Genomic DNA, 20,506 nt, shown 5'->3' with positions numbered 1-20,506 from the left:
TGGAACCTGCCGCTTACATCGCTTTGAAGCCTTGGACAGGGCCGCCTTTCACCCCCCGTATCTATGGGTTGCGCGCAAGGTGGGCAAGCCTGTCAAAAACCAAGACAAGAACAGATCCGCTGGAGTGAACATGCTGGGACTCGGAACGCTCGCCAAAAAGGTGTTCGGAACACCGAACGACCGCAAGATCAAGGCGACCCGCCCCCTGATCGAGAAGATCAACGCGCTGGAACCCGAGTTCGAGAAAATGTCCGATCAGGGCCTGATCGACAAGACAGAAGACCTGCGCAAACGCGCGCTGGATGGCGAAAGTCTTGACGATCTGCTGCCCGAAGCCTTTGCCAACGTGCGCGAAGGTGCCCGCCGCGCGCTGGGGCTGCGCGCCTTTGACGTGCAGCTGATGGGCGGTGTTTTCCTGCATCAGGGCAACATCTCGGAAATGAAGACGGGTGAGGGCAAGACACTGGTCGCGACCCTACCGGCGTATCTGAACGCGCTGACCGGCAAGGGCGTGCATGTGGTCACGGTGAACGAATACCTGGCCAAGCGCGACGCGGAATGGATGGGCAAGGTGTTTGCTGCCGTGGGCATGACCACCGGCGTGATCTGGTCGGGCCAGCCTGACGCGGAAAAACTGGCCGCCTATTCCTGCGACATCACCTATGCCACCAACAACGAGCTGGGTTTTGACTATCTGCGCGACAATATGAAGGCCGATCTGGAACAGGTTTACCAGAAGCACCACAATTTCGCGATTGTGGACGAGGTCGATTCGATCCTGATCGACGAGGCGCGGACGCCGCTGATCATCTCGGGCCCGGCGCAGGACCGCTCGGACCTGTATACCGCCATCGATGCGCTGATCCCGAGCCTGACCGACGAACACTACACGCTGGACGAAAAGGCCCGCAACGTGACCTTCACGGATGAGGGTAACGAGTTTCTGGAGCAGCAACTGTTGGCTGCCGGCCTGATTCCCGAAGGCCATTCGCTGTATGACCCGGAAAGCACGACCGTTGTGCATCACGTGAATCAGGGTCTGCGCGCGCACAAGCTGTTCCAGCGCGACAAGGATTACATCGTGCGCGACGGCAATGTTGTTCTGATCGACGAATTCACGGGCCGCATGATGCCGGGCCGCCGCTTGTCCGAGGGCCTGCATCAGGCCATCGAAGCCAAGGAAAACGTGCAGATTCAGCCTGAGAACGTGACGCTGGCCAGTGTGACCTTCCAGAACTATTTCCGCCTTTACGACAAGCTGGGCGGCATGACCGGGACCGCCCTGACCGAAGCAGAGGAATTTGCCGAGATTTACGGCCTGGGCGTGGTCGAGGTTCCGACCAACAAACCGATTGCCCGTGTGGACGAGGATGATCAGGTCTATCGCACCGCCATGGAAAAATATGGCGCGATGATCGAAGAGACCAAGAAAGCCCAGGAAAAGGGCCAGCCGGTTCTGCTGGGGACCACGTCGATCGAGAAATCGGAACTGCTGAGCCAGATGCTGACCAAGGAAGGCATCGCCCATAACGTTCTGAACGCCCGCCAGCACGAGCAGGAGGCGCAGATCGTCGCCGATGCGGGCCGTCTGGGCGCGGTGACCATCGCCACCAACATGGCCGGTCGCGGCACCGACATTCAGCTGGGTGGCAATGTCGAGATGAAGGTGCTGCAAGCGATGGCGGACAAGCCCGAGGCCGATCCGTCGGAGCTGCGCGCAGCTGAAGAGGCGCGCCACGCGGAAGAAAAAGAAAAGGTTCTGGCCGCAGGTGGCCTTTACGTGATGGCGTCCGAACGCCACGAAAGCCGCCGCATCGACAACCAGCTGCGCGGCCGTTCGGGCCGTCAGGGCGATCCGGGTCGTACCGTGTTCTACCTGAGCCTTGAAGACGACCTGATGCGCATCTTTGGCTCGGAAAGGTTGGACAAGGTGCTGACCACGCTGGGCATGAAAGAAGGCGAGGCGATCATTCACCCGTGGGTGAACAAGTCGCTGGAACGCGCGCAGTCCAAGGTCGAGGGCCGCAACTTTGACATGCGCAAGAACGTTCTGAAATTCGACGACGTTATGAACGATCAGCGCAAGGTGATCTTTAGCCAGCGTCGCGAGATCATGTCGGCCAATGACCTGTCCGAGATCGTCTCGGATATGCGCGAGCAGGTGATCGACGATCTGATTGACGAATACATGCCACCGAAATCCTATGCGGAACAGTGGGATACCGATGGTCTGCATGCGGCGATCAAGGACAAGCTGACCATCGATGCCCCGGTTCAGGACTGGGCTGCCGAAGAAGGTGTGGATGACGAGCAGGTGCGCGAGCGCCTGGTCAAGGCCGCAGATGAGATGATGGCCCAGAAGGCGGTTGCCTTTGGTCCCGAAAACATGCGCAACATCGAAAAGCAGGTTCTGTTGCAGACCATCGACAGCAAATGGCGCGAGCATCTGCTGACGTTGGAGCACCTGCGCTCGGTCGTGGGTTTCCGCGGCTATGCCCAGCGCGATCCGCTGAACGAATACAAGAACGAAAGCTTCCAACTGTTCGAATCCATGCTGGACGGTTTGCGGGAAACCGTGACACAGCAATTGTCGCGCGTGCGTCCATTGACCGAAGAAGAGCAAAAGGAAATGCTGGCGCAGATGGCGGCGCAACAGGCGCAGGCACAGCAGGCCGTGGACAAGGCCGCAAGCCAGGCCGAGGCCAAGGCCGAAGCTGCGGCGTCAGGCGATGCCCTGCCGGGGTTTGATGAGAGTGATCCGTCGACCTGGGGTAACCCGTCGCGAAACGACCTGTGCCCCTGCGGATCCGGCAAGAAGTTCAAACACTGCCACGGCAGATTGACCTGACGTTAACACCCTTTAATCACAATGAGTCCGTCTCGCGGCCACAAATTGGCCGCGATTGGTGGCGAGAGTGCAAGCTGCTCCTTCAACTGGGGAGGGTGTCTTGTTTGTAGTTCGCAACTACGTAACCATGTGCGGAACGGTCGCTTGTGCCTTGGGCATAGGCTATCTGATGCAGAACGGACCAGCTGCGCAGCAGAACCGCGCGCAGGACGGTATTGATGTGGCCTCTGTGGCCGATCAGTCTTCGATCCTGTCGGGACTGGACAGTATCGTTCTGACTTCGGCCACCGCATCAGATGCTGATCCGGTCACTGTTACACCGGCACCCCGCGCTGTACCTGTAGCCCCCAAGACATCGAACTGCCGGATCAGCGCGCACGCAAACGCAGCACCCGGTGCCATGGCGCACCTGTCGCTGAAAGCGCCCTGCCACAAGAACGAGCGGATTGAAATTCACCATAGCGGCCTGACTGTTAGCCAGATGACGGATGCCAGCGGCGCGCTGGACATGGCGATCCCGGCCCTTTCGGAATACGCGATCTTCCTGTTTTCTTTCGAAGATGAAACAGGCACCGTCGCCACCACTCACGTTCCCGAAATCGCCGGTTTTGATCGTGTTGTCCTGCAATGGCAGGGTGATACCGAGTTGCAGATTCATGCGCTGGAATTTGGTGCCAGCTATGGCGCGGATGGCCATGTCTGGGATGACGCATCTGCCGAAGGCGCCGGAGAGGTTGTGCGTCTGGGCCAGTCCGGTTCCGGGATCACTCAGAATATCGAAGTGTATTCTTTCCCGGCCAGTACATCGGAACAGTCGGGCACGATTGACCTGACTGTCGAGGCCGAAGTGACCGATGCAAATTGCGGCCACACGCTGAACGTGCAGTCGCTGGAGTTGTTGTCGGACCGCCGCCTGCGGTCGCGCGACATGTCAGTGACCCTGCCGGATTGTTCGCGCGCGGGCGAGTTTCTGGTGTTGAATAATCTGCTCTCAGACCTGACAATCGCGGCAAAGTAATCCGCAGGCAGGCTTGAACCTCTTATGACATTTTTCCGTGTGGCGGTGGCTGCGCTGTTTTCCGTGACGGTGGCGACCGGTGCTTTTGGGCAGGACATCACACTGACCTCGCATGATGGCAAGGTCGAAGTGACCGGCAATCTGCTGAGCTTTGACGGTGAGTTCTATCGCGTCGATACGCAATTCGGGACGTTGACCGTGGATGGCTCGGGCGTCACTTGTGAGGGGCCCGCCTGCCCCAACCTGATCGATTTCGTCGCCGAAGTGCAGTTTTCCGGATCATCGGTGATGGCGGAAACGGTGCTGCCCGCCCTGATCATCGGCTTTGCCCGTCAGGAAGACCTGACCGCGACTCCCGCCCGCGTGGATGAGGACACCTTTGTTTACGAGCTGCATCAGGCAGGTCGGGCGGCGCCGCTGGCACGGTTTTTCTTTGACGTGGGCACCACGGATCGCGGGTTCAGTGATCTGATCGCAGACCGGGCGGATATCGTGATGGCCCTGCGCGAGATGCGCGAGGCTGAGCGGGAGGCTGCCGAGGCTGCGGGGTTGGGCGATCTGAAGCGCGCCCGTCGGTCGCGGGTCATTGCACTGGATGCCATGGTCCCGGTCGTGGCCCCCGACAGCGTGATGCGGCAGGTTTCTCTGGCAGATATGGCTCGTATTCTGTCCGGAGAGATCAGCAACTGGGCACAGCTGGGTGGGCCGGATGCCCCTATTGCACTGCATGTGCCAGAGGCCGGGTCGGGTCTGGCGCAGGCGGTCGAGGATCAGATTCTGAAAACCGCCGGTGTGGACCTGACCGATACGGCGATCCGCCACAATCGCATACATGACCTGACCGCGGCCGTGGCAAAGGATCCGTTTTCCATCGGGGTCGCCAGCAAGGCATCGGCCCATGGCACTCGCGCTTTGCCGTTGACCGGCGGGTGCGGGCATCCGCTGGCCGCGACCCGCCAGTCGATCAAGACTGAAGATTACCCGCTGAATATGCCCATGTTCCTGTATCTGCCGGAACGACGCCTGCCCCGGATTGCGCGGCAGTTTCTGGCCTATAGCCAAAGCCCCGAGGCGCAGATGGCCATACGTGACGCAGGATATGTGGATCAATCGGCTGAAACCCTGCCGGTTGGCGTGCAGGGGGACCGGCTTGCCAATGCGGTCGTCACTGGTGGAACTGAGGTTGGGCTTGAGGAATTGCAACGCATGATCAAGACCCTGCGCCCCCTGTCGCGCCTGTCCCTGTCGGTCCGGTTCGAACCCGGATCGTCCCGCCCGGACGCGCAGTCGCGCGCCAATATTCAGCAACTGGCGCAAATGCTGGACGCGGGTACGTTGCAGGCGCGCAAGGTGGTGTTTGCAGGCTTCAGCGATGGGGACGGGGGTGCCGTTTCAAATGCCCGCATCGCCCTACGGCGCGCGCAAACCGTGCGAAACGCGGTTATCGCCGCGCTTGAAGCCCCGATCCCTGATAGTATCACGGTCACCGCCGAAGGATTTGGTGAAGCGATGCCCATGGCCTGCGATGACACCGAATGGGGCCGCAAGGTCAACCGGCGGGTCGAGATTTGGGTGCAGTAGCCGCTAGAGATACCCTTCGGAACGAAAGCTGAGCTCGGTCGATTTGCCGATGATCAGGTGGTCATGCAGGGTCAGCCCCAGGGCGGAGCAGGCATCCTGAATGCGGTTGGTCATGTCGATATCTGACTGTGACGGCGTTGGGTCGCCCGAAGGATGGTTGTGCACCAGGATCAAGGCCGAGGCATTCAGCTCCAGCGCCCTTTTGGCCACTTCGCGCGGATAGACGGGCACGTGATCCACGGTGCCTTTGGCCTGTTCCTCATCCGCGATCAGGACGTTCTTGCGATCCAGATAGAATACGCGAAATTGCTCGGTCTCGCGATGCGCCATTGTTGTATGGCAGTAATCCAGCAGCGCGTCCCAGCTGGATATCACGTGCCGTTGCATCACCCGCGCCCGTGCCATCCGATGCGCGCAGGCTTCGAGGATTTTCAGATCGGTGATGACCGTATCACCAACGCCCTTGATCTGGCGCAGCCGTTCTTCGGGCGCTGTCAACACGCGGTTGAAATCGCCAAAGGCATTCATCAATGCGCGTGCCAATGGTTTCACATCCTGCCGCGGGATGGACCGGAACAAAACCAGCTCCAGCAACTCATAATCCGGGATCGCTGCTGACCCGCCCGCCATGAACCGTTCGCGCAGCCGCTTGCGATGGTCTTTGATGTAGGAGGGTAACCGACCATTCGGCAGCGGCTGCGCTGGCGCTTCGTCCGTATCAAACAGCATGGGGGCTTCGGCAAAGGCGTCCTGTGTCATGCGTTTACCCTGTCGCAGAATCACTTTCCGAAAGGTTAACGCGCCTCTCCTGCCATACGCGCGGTGGCGCGGCGGACAATCATGTGCAGAAGGATCGAAAACACGCCCAGCGTCAGCATCGCCGCAAACATCAGGTCCGTCTTGGCGCGGCCATTGGCCAGCAGCATCAGATATCCCAGACCTTGCGATGAACCGACCCATTCGCCGATCACGGCACCGATCGGCGCATACACCGCCGCAAGCCGCATCCCCGAGGCCAAAGACGGCAACGCCGCAGGGATACGGATGTGCCACAACACAGCGCGCTTGCCCGCCTGCATCGTGCGCGCAAGGTCCAGATACCCCTGCGGTGTCCGCATCAAACCGTCAAAAAAGGACGACGTGATCGGGAAATAGATGATCAGCACCGCCATCGCGACCTTGGACAACAGGCCATAGCCCAGCCACAGGGTCAGCAACGGGGCCAGCGCAAAGACCGGCAGGGCCTGAGTGAACACCAGCATTGGCTGCACCAGAACCCGTGCGACACGGGAATTGGCCAGCTGCAATGCGGTGACAACGCCAAGCAGCGTGCCGCAGGCAAGGCCGATAATGACCTCGATGGCTGTGATCCAGGTGTGTTCTGCAATCAGCCAGCGGTTCTGCCACCAGGTCTCGGCAACCACTGCGGGACCGGGCAGGATGAATTTTGGCAATCCGGTCAGGGTCACGATCCCCTGCCAGATGGCAAGGGCAAACAGGGTTGCTGCCAGAACAGAGAGGGACTTCATACACCGCCCCCTCGCAGCAGCCGCAAAAGCGCGCCTTGTGTTTCCAGCGTCTGCAGATCATCCACGCTGCGCGGGGCTGGAGCAACCGGCGGGTCGCACGGTGTCAACCCGTGCTGTGTCATGACGACGATGGATTGCCCCAGACGCGCGGCCTCGCCCGGATCGTGGGTTACCAGAAGGACAGTGCGGCCTTTCAGCGCCTCGGCGGCCAGATCCTGCATATCGGCACGGGTTCGGGCATCAAGGGCGGAAAAGGGTTCATCTAGCAACACAATCGGCCGGTCTTCCATCAGGGTGCGGGCCAGTGCCACGCGCTGACGCTGCCCACCCGAAAGCTCGGGCGGTTTCTTGGTCATATGGTCCTGCAACCGCATCCGCTCGATCAGGCGGTCGCGCCGGTCAAGGTCAACTTTCTCGCCCCGCAGTCGCGCGCCCAACGAGACGTTTTGCGCAACACTCGCCCAAGGCAGCAACAGGTCGTCCTGCGCCATATAAGCGACCCGGTCTGAAACCGGCTGGCCATCGCTGGCAGTGATCCGGCCCGAGAATTCAGCCCCGGTTTCCAGCCCGGCAATCAGCCGCAAGACCGTGGTTTTGCCAACACCCGATCCGCCCAGCAGACAGGTCCAAGCCCCAGCGTCAAGCGTCAGGGTCAGCGGTGCGAACAGAATCGCGCCGTCGATCGTAGCAGTGCCGCTGATGGTCAGATCGGGCGCCGGGGTCATGGGGTCAGACCCATCTGCCAGAAATTGACCTCCAATTCCGTGGCCGTGCGGAACGTCCGGCACAGACGATCCCAACGGGGTGAAGATTGGAAATCCGCCCCAATCCGCCTTGTTAGAGCCGAATCCAGCAACTCGCCCACGGCGGCGCAGGCGTTCTGATAGCCCTCGTCCGCATAGGTATCGATCCAGCCGCGATAGGATGTTGATGTTGCCTCCACAGACAGGCGGGCACCAATCTCACCATATCCCATGACGCAGGGTGCAAGTGCTGCCAGAAGATCCAGCAGATCGCCGCTATAGCCCGCCTCGAGAACAAAGCGGGTATAGGCCAGATTCTCAGGCCGTTCAGGCGTTGCAAACAGATCGGACTGCGAAATGCCTTCTGCTTCGCAAATACCGATATGCAGCTTCATCTCTTCGCTGATCAGGCCGTTCACGGTACGCGACGCCGCCAGCATTTCAGCATGTGTTTCCGATTTCACCACGGCCAGCGCCCAGGCGCGCGAGAAGTGGATCAGGAACACGTAATCCTGACGCAAATAGTGCAGGAACGCCGGACGTGGCAGGGTGCCGTCTTTCAGGGCTTCGACAAAAGCGTGGCGGGTGTAGTCCCGCCACGGCCCCTGCGCCGCATCGCGCATCAGCGCAAAGGCTTTGCCATAATCGCTCATTGCGCGGTGACGTCGATGGCAATGTCGCTGACGGGCAGGACAGTGTCGATCATGCCGCTGTCGTTCAGGAATGCTTCGAACCGGGCATAACGGCCAGCGTCAAACCCGGCGGGACGCAGAGCAAAGCGCGGCAGCGTGTCGACCCATGCGCGCGCGTTCAACTCGTCCTGCAGCTCGGGCGAGGTGGCCGAGAAGACCTCCCAGCTTTTTTCCGGGTTGTTGACGATGTACTGAGTCGCTTTTTCGGTCGCGGCCAGGAAACGGGCGATCTTGTCTTTGTCCATCGTATCGGGGTTGGCGACATAGATCAGTTCGTCATAAGACGGCACGCCTTCTTCCTCGATATAGAAACAGGTGCCGGGGCGGCCTTCGATATCCATCTGGTTCAGTTCGAAGTTGCGATAGGCGCCAATCACCGCGTCCACCTGACCGGTCATCAGCGAGGGCGAGAGTGAGAAATTCACGTTGATCATTTCAACATCATCCAGCGCGACTTCGTATTTGCCAAGCACGGTGCTGAGGATGGCCTCTTCCACACCGGCGACGGAAAAGCCGATTTTCTTGCCCTTGAGGTCAGCGGGCGATTTGATCGGGCCGTCTTTCAGAACCAGCAGGCAGTTCAGGGGCGTCGCGACCAGCGTGCCGACCCGTTTCAGCGGCAGCCCTTCGTGGATCTGCAAATGCAGCTGCGGCTGATAGGATACCGCCAGATCCGCCTGACCGGCAGCAACCAGACGCGGCGGCGCGGACGGGTCGGCGGGGGCAACGACTTCGACCTGCAATCCCTGCTCGGCGAAATAGCCGTTTTCCTGCGCCACGATGATGGGCCCGTGGTCGGGGTTGATGAACCAGTCCAGCAGGACGGTCATCTTGTCTTCGGCCCAGGCCGGCGCGGCGGCCAGAAGGGCAAGGGCTGTCATCAGCTTTTTCATATCTCACGTTTCCTTTTCTCAGGAGGCTGAGGCCGCGACGAGGACAATCTCGCCCGGCCAAATCGGTTGAATTTTCTCGGCAGCGCGCCATGCGCGCAGCCCGGTGGCACAGCAAAGGGCAAGGCGTTGCCCTTTTTTAGAATCTATTATTTGAATTTCTTCGGGTGAAATGCGCGTCGCATTCGGGTGAGCTGGAACCGGCGCTTCGTCCGGGTCACGCAGTTCGACAATCTGGTCTGTCTCCTTCAACTGACTGGCAGAGAGAAAGCGGAAACAGCTGTTCGGTTCCGGCGCGTCATCAAAACGAAACCCGGTGCAGCGCAGGGTTCGCGCATCATATTGCACCATCTGCCCAAGCGGGGACGGGTCAAGCCGCAAGATCAGGTTCAGCGCCATCTGCGCCTGTATGGACCCGATCACACCGACAACGGGGCCTAGAACACCCGCCGTGGCGCAGCTTGCGCCGCTATCCGGCGCATCGGGGAAAACGGCTCGCAGAGAAGGCGCGCTGCCGCAGAAGCCGCCCACATAACCCGAAAGCCCCAGTACCGAGGCGCTGATCAGTGGCTTGCCTTGTGCCAGACAGGTATCCGACAGCAAATAACTGACCGCATAGCTGTCGGCACAATCCAGAATGATATCTGCCTGCGACACCAGATCGGGCGCATTTTCCCCAGTTAGAGCCTGTTTCCTGGAAATCACATCGATTTCGGCATTCAACGCACGGCATCGGTCAGCGGCGCGTTCAGCCTTTGACTGCCCGCAATCTTCTTCTGAAAACAACGTTTGGCGATGCAGATTCGACAGATCAATGATATCACCATCTACAATCGTGATATGCCCCACTCCGGCTCCGGCCAATAGCGGCAGAAGCGGCGCGGCCAGACCACCTGCGCCGACCACCAGAACACGGGCCGCAGTCAGGCGGGCCTGTCCTTCGGCCCCAACCTCGGGCAGCAGCGTTTGGCGGACATAGCGGCTCATCTCGTGACCTCTATCCAAGCACGCACCCGCGCTTCGGGGTCGGTGTTCAGCGTGATGTCCGTGACGGCCGAGACAATGTCGGCCCCCGCTGCCAGCACCCCTGCTGCGCGCTCGACGCTCATGCCGCCAATACCGACCAGAGGAATGTCGCCAACCCGCGCCTTCCATTCGGTCACGCGGGGCAGGCCCTGCTGATGCCATTTCATCTTTTTCAGGATGGTCGGATAGATGGGACCCAGCGCCACGTAATCAGTATCCATGGCCAGAACCCGCTCAAGCTCATCATCGTCATGAGTGGAAACACCCAGCTTTAGACCCGCTTTTCTGATGGCTTTCAGGTCAGCATCATCCAGATCCTCTTGCCCCAGATGAACCCAGTCACAACCCAGATCGATGGCCTGCTGCCAGTAATCGTTGATCACCAGAACCGCCCCGTAGTCGCGGCACAGATCGCGCGAGGCGGCAATCTGATCGCGCACCACCTCATCCGGCTGATCCTTGATACGTAGCTGCACCAGCTTGACACCCAGGGGCAGCATCCGCCGCAACCAGTCCGCGTGATCGAAGATCGGATAGAAACGGTCCAGCGTCATGACAGGAATGCCTTTCCAACAACAGGGGTCGAAGGTTCGGCCATATCACGCGCCTCGATCGGGTCTGCCTGATGGGCGAGTTGTCCGGCATGGATTGCCTGCGCCATCGCCTTGGCCATCAAAACGGGATCACCGGCACGGGCCACAGCGGTGTTCAGCAGAACGGCGTCATAGCCCAGTTCCATCGCATGGGCCGCGTGGCTGGGCAGGCCGATCCCGGCATCCACCACCAGCGGCGTGTCAGGAAACTCGGCCCGCATTGACCGCAGGGCGTATTCGTTGTTCAGCCCTCGCCCGGACCCGATAGGCGCGCCCCACGGCATCAGCACTTCGCACCCCGCTTCCAGCAGGCGTTCGCCCACGATCAGATCATCGGTGGTGTAGGGAAACACCTCAAACCCGTCTTCGGTCAGGATGCGCGCGGCCTCGACCAGCTGGAACACATCCGGCTGCAAACTGTCGGTGTGGCCGATCAGTTCCAGCTTGATCCATTTGGTATCAAACACTTCGCGCGCCATATGGGCTGTTGTCACCGCCTCTTTCACCGTATGACAGCCAGCCGTATTTGGCAGGATCAGAACACCCAGCTCGCGGATCATCTGCCAGAATGTCTGACCCGCGCCGGATTCCCGCCGCAGCGATACCGTGGCAACCGCCGCACCGCTTTCGCGAAAGGCCTGTTCCAGAATGGCAGGGCTGGGATATTGGGCGGTGCCCAGCATCAAGGGGTTCGGCAGTTCGATGCCGTAGAACATTCGCATCCTCAGCCCCCCTGCATTGGTGCGACCACTTCGACCCGGTCGCCGTCGGTCAGTTTGTGCGCAATACGCAGGCTTGACGGCACGAAATCTTCGTTCACGGCGGTGGCCACACGGCCCGAGAAGCCGCATTCCAGCAACAGATCCGACAGGGTTTCGGCACGCACGTCCCGTGTCTCGCCGTTAAGCACGATCTTCATCAACCATCTCCGAATGTGTGTTGTCCAATGCCAGATCAGCGACACCCCGCGCCAATGCAGGGGCCAGCAGATAACCGTGGCGATACAGCCCATTGGCATAGATTGTCCGGCCCAAGCGCCGGATACGCGGCAGGTTGTCCGGGAATGCAGGGCGCAGGTCGACGCCGATCTCCAGCACCTCGGCCTCGCCAAAGGCCGGGTTCACGGCATAGGCCGCGCTGAGCAGTTCCAGCATCGAACGCGCGGTGATGCGGCTGCTGTCCTCGGACTCGATCATGGTTGCGCCCAGCATGTAGACGCCATCCCCGCGCGGTACGATGTAAAGCGGCATCCGCGGGTGCAACAACCGCACCGGACGCGAAAGGGTCACATCGGGGCAACGAAGAACCAGCATCTCACCTTTCACGCCGCGCAGGTCGTGCAGATATTCGCGCGCGTGCAAGCCCCGGCAGTCTATGGCGTTGTCCAGTTGCACCGGCGCCAGCTTTCGGTGGAATTCAACGCCTGCGCCTTGCAGGTGGCGATGCAGATCGCGCAACGCCTGACGAGGATCAAGGTGAGCTTCGTTTTCAAAATACAGAGCTTTACCGAACTTGCTTAGATCAGGCTCTAATTCGCATATTTTCGCCCGATCAACCTCGCTGTACCCTTCGGTTCGGCGCGCAAACCGGCGCAGGTCAGGCAGGTCACGCGCGTTGGCAACAACAAGGGTTCCACGTCTGTTTACCTGCGTTCGCTGCGTCCACCATTCGATTGCTTCCTGCCCCAGCCGCAGCACCGGTTCTTCCGCGTTTTCAAATTCACACCAGGGGGCCAGCATCCCACCGGCCCACCAGGAACACCCATGCGGGCCGGACGGGCCGCCCGGATCGAAAACCTGCACCTTTGCGCCGCGTGACATAAGCTCGCTGGCCACGGCCAGACCCGCAACGCCCGCACCTATAACCGACCAAAGTGTCATGCGGGCCAGATCCGGTGGAAGTGGTGCACTGGACCGTGCCCGGCACCAATCTTCAGCTCATCCGCCCGCGCAATGGCCCCTTGCAGATAATTATGCGCCTGCGCGATCGCATCCCTCAGCGGCAGGCCCCTGGCCAAACCGGCGGCGATCGAAGACGACAGGGTGCATCCGGTTCCGTGGGTGTTTCTCGTGTTCTGACGCGGGGCCTGAAATGCGGCCACGACGCCTGAGGGGTCGACCAACAGATCGTGGCAGACATCGCCCGACCCATGCCCGCCCTTCATCAAAACCGCACCTGCGCCCAGAGCGCACAGGGCCTTGCCTTGTGCGGCCATCTCGTCCGGTGATTGCGCCGGTTTCGCATCCAGCAAACATGCCGCTTCGGGCAGATTGGGTGTCAGCACAGTCGCTGCTGGCACCATCACTTCGCGCAGAGTCCGGACCGCTTCCTGCGCCAACAACGCATCCCCGGATTTTGCGATCATGACGGGATCAAGAACAACGGGCCCTTTGAACGTTTCCAGGCCTCGGGCCACTGTGTGAATGATCTCTGGCGTCGCAAGCATACCGATCTTAATGGCCTTCACGTCCAGATCGCTCAGCACCGCGTCGATTTGAGCGGCAATGACATCCAGCGGAACCCCATGCACCGCAGTGACGGCTTGCGTGTTCTGCGCCGTAATGGCGGTAATGACGCTTGCGCCGAATACACCCAACGCCGACATCGCTTTCAGATCGGCCTGAATCCCGGCGCCTCCGCCGCTGTCAGACCCTGCGATGGTCAGGGCAATTGCCGCCATGTCGTTGCTCCATCTTCTTTGGGCAACGAGGTAGGGAAAACGTCTGTGTTCATAAGACCGTTCCCTACGCCGGAATTGCCCGGATCAGGTTCGATGGGTTAACGCGGTCGCGCCTCTCAGCCCTGATACGGGCACCCCAACGGTTGTCGCGGACAATTTCAGGGTCAGCGGTTGGAATCAAGACCCAATTTGGCAAATGCATTGCCACTTTTGGTCATCTGATAAGGCCAATTGAATGTCTTTAGGGAGTATTTTGCGAGGCTCTGCCTCGCGCTCCGGGATATTTAGAGCCAGATGAATAAAGGATCCCTGCTTCATCTGGCCGGAAATATCCCGGGGGAGGCGCCCGGAACGGGCGGCGGGGGCAGAGCCCCCGTAACTCTGTTTGTCAGCTTTTCATACCGTCCCAGAAGGATTTGACGGATGAGAAGAAGCTTTTTGATTCCGGGTGGTTATCTTCGCCCAGGTCATCAAGCTCGCGCAGCAGTTCTTTTTGGCGGCTGGTCAGGTTGACCGGGGTTTCGACGGCCAGTTCGATGAACATGTCGCCAACACCGCCGCCGCGCAGCGCGGGCATACCTTTGCCGCGCAGGCGCATTTGCCGGCCCGACTGGCTGCCTGCCGGGATCTGCACCCGCCCACGGCCGCCATCGATTGTCGGAACCTCGATCGATCCGCCCAGCGCGGCCTTGGCCATGCTGACCGGTACACGGCAATAGAGGTTCACGCTGTCGCGTTCGAACAGTTTGTGATCAGACACTTCCACAAAGATGTAGAGGTCGCCCGGGGGGCCACCGCGCATTCCGGCCTCGCCTTCACCTGCCAGACGAATACGGGTACCGGTTTCGACACCAGCGGGGATGTTGACCGACAAGGCGCGATCTTTTTCGACGCGGCCTGCACCTTTACAGGATTTGCAGGGGTTCTTGATGATCTGACCCAGACCCGAGCAGGTGGGGCAGGTTCGTTCGACCGTAAAGAAACCCTGTTGCGCCCGTACCTTGCCCATGCCGGAACAGGTGGGGCAGGTTGTCGGCTCGACCCCGCCTTCTGCACCGGTTCCTTCGCAGGAGGAACAGGCCACGGCTGTCGGTACATTGATGGTTTTCTGCTGACCCGAATACGCCTCTTCCAGCGATACGCGCAGGTTATAGCGCAGGTCCGAGCCGCGCGCGGCGCGTCGACCGCCACCGCCACGTTGCCCACCCATGAAATCGCCGAACAGGTCGTCGAACACATCCGAGAACGCGCTGGAGAAATCGCCCTGCCCAAAGCCGCCGCCAGGTCGGCCACCACCGCCCATGCCGTTTTCGAACGCCGCATGGCCAAAGCGGTCATAGGCCGCCTTTTTGTCGGCATCGCGCAGCACGTCATAAGCCTCGTTGGCTTCCTTGAACTGCGCCTCGGCATCCGGGTTGTCCTTGTTGCGGTCCGGATGCAGCTCTTTGGCTTTCGTGCGAAAGCCTTTCTTGATCTCATCCGCCGAAGCGCCCTTGGACACGCCGAGCACTTCGTAATAGTCGCGTTTTGACATCAGTATTTCCTTCTGCCTCAACGTAAATAGGCCGGCCCGGCATCCGGACCGGCCTACATTGGCCCGGTTACCCGTTAGTTACGCTTGTCGTCGTCCAGATCTTCGAACTCGGCATCGACGATATCGTCATCACCATGTGCGGCATCTGCCGCGGCAGGCTCGTCCTCGGCCTCTTCGGACTGCGCCTTGTAGATGGCCTCACCCAGCTTCATCGCTGCTTCGGTGACGTTCTGGATGCCAGACTTGATCTTGTCGGCATTGTCGGTTTCCAGCTCGTCCTTGAGTGCGGCGATCGCCAGTTCGATAGCTTCGATCGTGGTCGGGTCGACCTTGTCGGCATGCTCTTCCATCGACTTTTCGGTCGAGTGGATGAGGCTTTCCGCCTGGTTCTTGGCGTCGACCAGCTCGCGGCGTTCCTTGTCGGCTTCCGCGTTCTCTTCGGCGTCCTTGACCATCTTTTCGATGTCTTCGTCGGACAGACCGCCCGATGCCTGGATAGTGATCTTCTGTTCCTTGCCGGTGCCTTTGTCTTTGGCCGAAACCGAGACAATGCCGTTGGCGTCGATGTCGAAGGTCACCTCGATCTGGGGCATGCCACGCGGTGCGGGCGGGATGTCTTCGAGGTTGAACTGACCGAGGATTTTGTTGTCCGCAGCCATTTCACGCTCGCCCTGGAACACGCGGATGGTCACGGCGTTCTGGTTGTCCTCGGCGGTCGAGAAGACCTGAGACTTTTTCGTCGGGATCGTGGTGTTGCGGTCGATCAGGCGGGTGAACACGCCACCCAGCGTCTCGATGCCCAGCGACAGCGGGGTTACGTCCAGCAGAACCACGTCCTTGACGTCGCCCTGAAGAACACCGGCCTGAATGGCGGCACCCATGGCAACCACTTCGTCCGGGTTCACGCCTTTGTGCGGCTCTTTGCCGAAGAACTTCGTGACCTCTTCGATCACTTTCGGCATCCGGGTCATACCACCGACCAGAACAACTTCGTCCACGTCAGCGGCCGACAGACCGGCATCTTTCAGAGCAGCCTGGCACGGCTTCATCGACTTCTTGATCAGGTCACCGACCAGGGATTCCAGCTTGGCACGGGTCAGTTTCATGACCATGTGCAGCGGCTGACCGTTCGAACCCATCGAGATGAACGGCTGGTTGATCTCGGTCTGCGAGGTCGAGCTGAGTTCGATCTTGGCTTTTTCCGCGGCTTCTTTCAGACGCTGCAGGGCCATCTTGTCAGCAGACAGATCGACACCGTGTTCCTTTTTGAACTCATCCGCCAGGTAGTTGACGATGCGCATGTCAAAGTCTTCACCACCCAGGAAGGTGTCGCCGTTGGTCGATTTGACCTCGAACAGGCCGTCGTCAATTTCCAGAATGGTCACGTCGAAGGTACCGCCACCAAGGTCATAGACTGCGATGGTTTGGGTTTCCTGCTTGTCCAGACCATAGGCCAGAGCGGCAGCTGTCGGTTCGTTGATGATCCGCAGCACTTCCAGACCGGCGATTTTACCGGCGTCTTTGGTGGCCTGACGCTGTGCGTCGTTGAAGTATGCCGGAACGGTGATGACCGCCTGCGTGACTTCCTCACCCAGATAGCTTTCCGCGGTTTCCTTCATCTTACCCAGAGTGAAGGCCGAGATCTGGCTTGGGGAGTATTTTTCACCGCGGGCCTGAACCCATGCGTCGCCATTGCCACCATCAACGATGGTATAAGGCACCATTTTCTTGTCTTTTTCGACTTCGGCATCATCCACACGACGGCCGATCAGGCGCTTGACGCCAAAGATCGTGTTGTCGGGGTTGGTGACCGCCTGACGCTTTGCAGGCTGACCGACCAGTCGCTCATCTTCAGTGAAGGCGACGATCGAGGGCGTGGTCCGCGCCCCTTCGGCGTTTTCGATAACCTTCGGCTGCGAACCGTCCATGATGGCCACGCACGAGTTTGTGGTCCCGAGGTCAATCCCGATTACTTTTCCCATTTTTGCAATCCCTTTCTCTTCAAGGCGATGTCTCGACGACAGGACCCGTTACGGCATCCCGCCCCCGATCTGATGTGCGCGACAGCACTACCATCGCGCGTCCCGGCGTATATAAGGGCGAGACCTGAGGCCTGCAAGCACCGTAGAACGCAGGTTTTAGGGATTCTGATGCCTTTTTTGGCAAGGAATTGGAAAGGATTGGGGTTTCCGGAATGGCGCGATTGGTTTTGCGGGGGTTCGATATCAGGAAAGGTTATCTTGATCCTGCGGCCCAGTCGCGGGTGATCGCGGATTTGCGCCCGATTCTGAAAGCCGCGCCCCTGTTCCGGCCTGTTACCACCTCGGGCAAGGAGATGTCGGTTCGGATGACCTCGGCAGGCGATCTGGGTTGGGTGACCGACAAGGCGGGGTACCGTTATCAGGATCAGCACCCCAAAGGTAGTGACTGGCCGGAAATCCCCGCCGCCATTCTGGATATCTGGCGCGATCTGGTCAGCACCGAGCGAGCGCCCGATTGCTGTTTGATCAACTACTACGGGGAAGGCGCAAAAATGGGCCTGCACCAGGACAAGGACGAGGCAGATTTTTCATGGCCCGTCCTGTCGGTTTCGCTGGGCGACGATGCCTTGTTTCGGATTGGCAGCACGACGCGCGGCGGCAAGACCGAGTCGATCTGGCTGAGCTCGGGGGATGTGGTTGTCATGGGTGGTCCGGCGCGGCTTGCCTATCACGGTGTGGATCGGATCAGGTTCGGATCCTCGCGCCTGTTGCCCAAAGGCGGGCGCATAAACCTTACGCTGCGGGTCGCGCGCTAGCGGCGCGCATTCCAGCTTTTCGAGACGTGCTGACGGGTAAAGAATTCACCCATAAGACCGATCATCAACAGGGCGATTCCAACCCAGGCCGCGTATTCCCAGCTGGTGTTTCTTGGATAATAGTTGCGGAACACGAACCCGCGGGTCTGGTCGATGATGTGAAACAGCGGGTTCCAGGCAAACATCATCAACAGCCCGCCACCCAATGCGTTCGCAATGAACATCTTGCCGGAAAACACCATGTTCAGACGGCGATATATATTGGTTAGCATCGAAACGGTCGTCGGGGCCCACGGTTTCAAAGCCATGAACACAAGCCCCACCGCGCAGCCGGTAAACCAGGCCAGCACCAGCATTGCGAAGGCGCCGCCGGGGTTCTGCACCTCAAGCGGAGCAACCGCGACACTGTAGACGAACAGGATGATGAACATGGCCAACAGGAACTTATAGAAAGTGCTGAAGGCCGCCGCGAGAATCGTGACCATCACGTTCATCGGCGAATGCAGCATCATTGGGTTATTGGAGGATCCAACCCCGGAAATCGCGCCAATCGATTGTATGTGCAACATGAACGGGAACACACCCGACAGGACATACAGCAGAAATTCGCCCCTGATCCTGGCGACCCCGCCCCGGCCCATCAGCGACATGAGCAGATAGAAGGTGACCATCATCACCAGCAATTGCACAACGTTAAGCAGGATCGCGATCACCGCATTCGGATGCTGCGCGCGCACGTTCCGCACCACCGCGTGGAACACCAGTTCCGCAGTCGTCAGTGCACCGCCCAGCAGCGTTTGATTGCGCTTGTAATAGAACACTTAAAGGGTCTTTCCTGCCTCGTCGTCCCTAACCTGGCATGAATATCTTGCCGTTCGGTAACCGTCGCATCATAAGTCGGTCACGAGTTTGGATCAACAAACCACAGGAACGGAGCATTTTTGTGACCTACGACGCGCTTATTCCCGTCATCCGGCGTCTGGCCCTTGAGGCAGGCGACAGGATCATGGAAATCTATGAGGCAGACGATTTCGACGTCAAAGTCAAATCAGACTCCAGCCCTGTGACCGAAGCGGATGAGGCAGCCGATGCGCTGATTTCAGCCGGGTTGCGTCAGGCCTTCCCCGACATCCTGCTGATCACCGAAGAACAGGCCGCCTCGCATTCCGAAAAGGGGGACACCTTTTTGATTGTCGATCCGCTGGATGGCACCAAGGAATTCATCAACCGCCGTGGCGATTTCACCGTCAACATCGCACTTGTCGAGAACGGAACGCCGACACGGGGCGTGGTCTATGCCCCGGCGCGGGGCCGCATGTTCTACACGCAGGCCGATGGTCAGGCGGTCGAGGAAACAGGCGCGTTTGACAAGGATGCGCCCGGCACCCTGACGCCAATATCAGTCTCTAACCCGGACAATTCCGCGCTTTTGGTCGTGGCTTCAAAGTCGCACCGGGATCAGGCCACCGAGGATTACATCAACAAGTATCAGGTCAAGGACAGCAAAAGCGCGGGATCGTCGCTCAAGTTCTGTCTGGTTGCGACAGGCGAGGCGGATCTTTATCCGCGGGTCGGGCGCACGATGGAATGGGACACGGCGGCAGGGCACGCGGTACTGGCCGGGGCCGGAGGCCGGGTTGTGCGGTTTGACGATCACTCGCCGCTTCTCTATGGCAAAGAGGGCTATGCGAACCCGTTTTTTATCGCGTACGCTCCGGGTGTTAAGCTGAAGGAGGCCTGATGTCAGTTCTGATCGCCATCCCCGCCCGCTATGCCTCGACCCGCTATCCGGGCAAGCCATTGGTGCCGCTGACCGGCGCGACCGGCGTTTCGATGACACTGATCGAACGGTCCTGGCGAGCAGCCACTTCTGTCGCGGGCGTGGACCGGGTTGTGGTCGCAACCGATGACGACCGCATCCGCGAGCTGTCCGAAGGCTTTGGCGCCGAGGTGGTGATGACCTCGGAAAATTGCCAGAACGGCACCGAACGCTGCGCCGAGGCGTACAAGGTTCTGGGCAGCGGCTATGACATCGTGGTCAACCTTCAGGGCGATGCACCCCTGACACCGCATTGGTTTGTCGAGGATCTGATCGCAGGGCTGCGCGCGGCACCCGACGCTGGCGTGGCCACACCGGTCTTGCGCTGCGACGGGGACGCCTTGAACAGCCTTCTGAACGACCGCAAACATGGCCGCGTTGGCGGAACAACCGCCGTGTTCGGGCGCGACAACAGCGCGATGTATTTCTCGAAAGAGGTTGTGCCCTTCACCTCAGAAACCTATGGCGGGGATGAACCCACGCCGGTGTTTCACCACGTCGGCGTCTATGCCTATCGGCCTGATGCGTTGGCGGCCTATCCGGGCTGGCCAACGGGCCCTCTGGAAAAACTGGAGGGTCTTGAACAGCTCAGGTTCATGGAAAATGGCCGCAAGGTTCTGTGCGTCGAGGTTGACGCCAAGGGCCGTCAATTCTGGGAGCTGAACAACCCGCAGGACGTGCCCAAGATCGAAGAGATGATGGCCGCGATGGGGCTGGAATAGCCGGTTTTTGCCCATGACGCCCCGCGGTTCCCAT

General features: G+C 60.0%; 20 protein-coding genes and 1 riboswitch. Of the genes, 6 read left to right on the top strand and 14 right to left on the bottom strand.

Annotated features, from left to right (window positions below):
* The first annotated feature begins 130 nt into the window (after positions 1 to 130).
* The 3 genes from secA to ACR0AD_RS09170 all read left to right on the top strand — a co-directional run bounded on the left by secA (position 131) and on the right by ACR0AD_RS09170 (position 5,447).
* On the top strand, positions 131 to 2,848 hold the full coding sequence (gene secA / locus ACR0AD_RS09180; protein ID WP_480486983.1) for a preprotein translocase subunit SecA: 2,718 nt from the start codon (positions 131 to 133) through the stop codon (positions 2,846 to 2,848).
* 100 nt (positions 2,849 to 2,948) lie between these two features.
* Positions 2,949 to 3,866 carry a hypothetical protein gene (locus tag ACR0AD_RS09175; RefSeq protein ID WP_480486982.1) on the top strand — a complete coding sequence of 306 codons (918 nt, stop codon included), beginning with the start codon at positions 2,949 to 2,951 and terminating at the stop codon, positions 3,864 to 3,866.
* Positions 3,867 to 3,890: 24 nt separating this feature from the next.
* Entirely contained in the window at positions 3,891 to 5,447 is a 1,557-nt protein-coding gene (locus ACR0AD_RS09170) for a phosphate ABC transporter substrate-binding/OmpA family protein (RefSeq protein ID WP_480486980.1), read from the top strand.
* A 3-nt stretch (positions 5,448 to 5,450) separates the two neighbouring features.
* Here the strand turns inward: ACR0AD_RS09170 and radC are convergent, their stop codons facing one another.
* The 13 genes from radC to dnaK all read right to left on the bottom strand — a co-directional run bounded on the left by radC (position 5,451) and on the right by dnaK (position 17,116).
* The gene (radC, locus tag ACR0AD_RS09165) at positions 5,451 to 6,206 is read right to left on the bottom strand and encodes a RadC family protein (RefSeq protein ID WP_209506928.1); all 756 of its coding nucleotides are present in this window, start codon (positions 6,204 to 6,206) and stop codon (positions 5,451 to 5,453) included.
* A 35-nt stretch (positions 6,207 to 6,241) separates the two neighbouring features.
* Positions 6,242 to 6,976, bottom strand: a complete 735-nt coding sequence (locus ACR0AD_RS09160; protein WP_480486978.1) for an ABC transporter permease — start codon at positions 6,974 to 6,976, stop codon at positions 6,242 to 6,244.
* On the bottom strand, positions 6,973 to 7,701 hold the full coding sequence (locus tag ACR0AD_RS09155) for an ABC transporter ATP-binding protein (protein ID WP_480486977.1): 729 nt from the start codon (positions 7,699 to 7,701) through the stop codon (positions 6,973 to 6,975). The genes ACR0AD_RS09160 and ACR0AD_RS09155 overlap by 4 nt, the downstream gene beginning before the upstream one ends.
* A complete protein-coding gene (gene tenA / locus ACR0AD_RS09150) occupies positions 7,698 to 8,372 on the bottom strand; it encodes a thiaminase II (protein ID WP_480486975.1) in 675 nt (224 codons plus the stop codon). Before tenA ends, ACR0AD_RS09155 begins: the two co-directional genes overlap by 4 nt.
* Positions 8,369 to 9,304: an ABC transporter substrate-binding protein gene (locus ACR0AD_RS09145; RefSeq protein WP_480486973.1), complete on the bottom strand. Its 936-nt coding sequence runs from the start codon at positions 9,302 to 9,304 to the stop codon at positions 8,369 to 8,371. Before ACR0AD_RS09145 ends, tenA begins: the two co-directional genes overlap by 4 nt.
* A gap of 18 nt (positions 9,305 to 9,322) precedes the next feature.
* Positions 9,323 to 10,288, bottom strand: coding sequence for a HesA/MoeB/ThiF family protein (locus ACR0AD_RS09140; protein WP_480486971.1), 966 nt, complete (start codon positions 10,286 to 10,288; stop codon positions 9,323 to 9,325).
* Positions 10,285 to 10,881: a thiamine phosphate synthase gene (locus ACR0AD_RS09135; protein ID WP_480486970.1), complete on the bottom strand. Its 597-nt coding sequence runs from the start codon at positions 10,879 to 10,881 to the stop codon at positions 10,285 to 10,287. The genes ACR0AD_RS09140 and ACR0AD_RS09135 overlap by 4 nt, the downstream gene beginning before the upstream one ends.
* The gene (locus tag ACR0AD_RS09130) at positions 10,878 to 11,642 is read right to left on the bottom strand and encodes a thiazole synthase (protein WP_480486968.1); all 765 of its coding nucleotides are present in this window, start codon (positions 11,640 to 11,642) and stop codon (positions 10,878 to 10,880) included. Before ACR0AD_RS09130 ends, ACR0AD_RS09135 begins: the two co-directional genes overlap by 4 nt.
* Positions 11,643 to 11,644: 2 nt before the next feature.
* Entirely contained in the window at positions 11,645 to 11,839 is a 195-nt protein-coding gene (gene thiS / locus ACR0AD_RS09125) for a sulfur carrier protein ThiS (protein WP_209506920.1), read from the bottom strand.
* Positions 11,823 to 12,800 (bottom strand): glycine oxidase ThiO, encoded by a 978-nt coding sequence (gene thiO / locus ACR0AD_RS09120; RefSeq protein WP_480486967.1) that lies wholly within the window; start codon positions 12,798 to 12,800, stop codon positions 11,823 to 11,825. Before thiO ends, thiS begins: the two co-directional genes overlap by 17 nt.
* Complete coding sequence (thiD, locus tag ACR0AD_RS09115; RefSeq protein WP_480486965.1) at positions 12,797 to 13,600, bottom strand: bifunctional hydroxymethylpyrimidine kinase/phosphomethylpyrimidine kinase; 804 nt, start codon at positions 13,598 to 13,600, stop codon at positions 12,797 to 12,799. Before thiD ends, thiO begins: the two co-directional genes overlap by 4 nt.
* Before the next feature lie 44 nt (positions 13,601 to 13,644).
* Positions 13,645 to 13,749, bottom strand: a riboswitch (TPP riboswitch).
* Positions 13,750 to 13,988: 239 nt separating this feature from the next.
* On the bottom strand, positions 13,989 to 15,134 hold the full coding sequence (gene dnaJ, locus ACR0AD_RS09110) for a molecular chaperone DnaJ (RefSeq protein WP_480486963.1): 1,146 nt from the start codon (positions 15,132 to 15,134) through the stop codon (positions 13,989 to 13,991).
* A gap of 74 nt (positions 15,135 to 15,208) precedes the next feature.
* Positions 15,209 to 17,116, bottom strand: coding sequence for a molecular chaperone DnaK (gene dnaK, locus ACR0AD_RS09105; protein ID WP_480482473.1), 1,908 nt, complete (start codon positions 17,114 to 17,116; stop codon positions 15,209 to 15,211).
* Positions 17,117 to 17,328: 212 nt separating this feature from the next.
* Here dnaK and ACR0AD_RS09100 point away from each other — a divergent pair, with 212 nt between their 5' ends.
* Entirely contained in the window at positions 17,329 to 17,931 is a 603-nt protein-coding gene (locus ACR0AD_RS09100) for an alpha-ketoglutarate-dependent dioxygenase AlkB family protein (RefSeq protein ID WP_480486961.1), read from the top strand.
* Here the strand turns inward: ACR0AD_RS09100 and ACR0AD_RS09095 are convergent.
* A complete protein-coding gene (locus tag ACR0AD_RS09095; protein ID WP_267364436.1) occupies positions 17,928 to 18,752 on the bottom strand; it encodes an ABC transporter permease in 825 nt (274 codons plus the stop codon). The two genes, ACR0AD_RS09100 and ACR0AD_RS09095, sit on opposite strands and share 4 nt — an antisense overlap.
* Positions 18,753 to 18,874: 122 nt before the next feature.
* On the opposite strand from ACR0AD_RS09095, the gene cysQ reads away from it, so the two are divergent.
* Both cysQ and ACR0AD_RS09085 read left to right on the top strand, forming a co-directional pair.
* Positions 18,875 to 19,672, top strand: coding sequence for a 3'(2'),5'-bisphosphate nucleotidase CysQ (cysQ, locus tag ACR0AD_RS09090; RefSeq protein WP_480486959.1), 798 nt, complete (start codon positions 18,875 to 18,877; stop codon positions 19,670 to 19,672).
* Complete coding sequence (locus tag ACR0AD_RS09085; RefSeq protein WP_480486957.1) at positions 19,672 to 20,472, top strand: 3-deoxy-manno-octulosonate cytidylyltransferase family protein; 801 nt, start codon at positions 19,672 to 19,674, stop codon at positions 20,470 to 20,472. Before cysQ ends, ACR0AD_RS09085 begins: the two co-directional genes overlap by 1 nt.
* The last annotated feature ends 34 nt before the right edge of the window (positions 20,473 to 20,506 follow it).

The sequence above is a fragment of the Ruegeria sp. BH8 genome (assembly GCF_056538065.1).
Note: the sequence above shows the minus strand (reverse complement) of the source record. Positions and strands in the feature narration are given on the sequence as shown.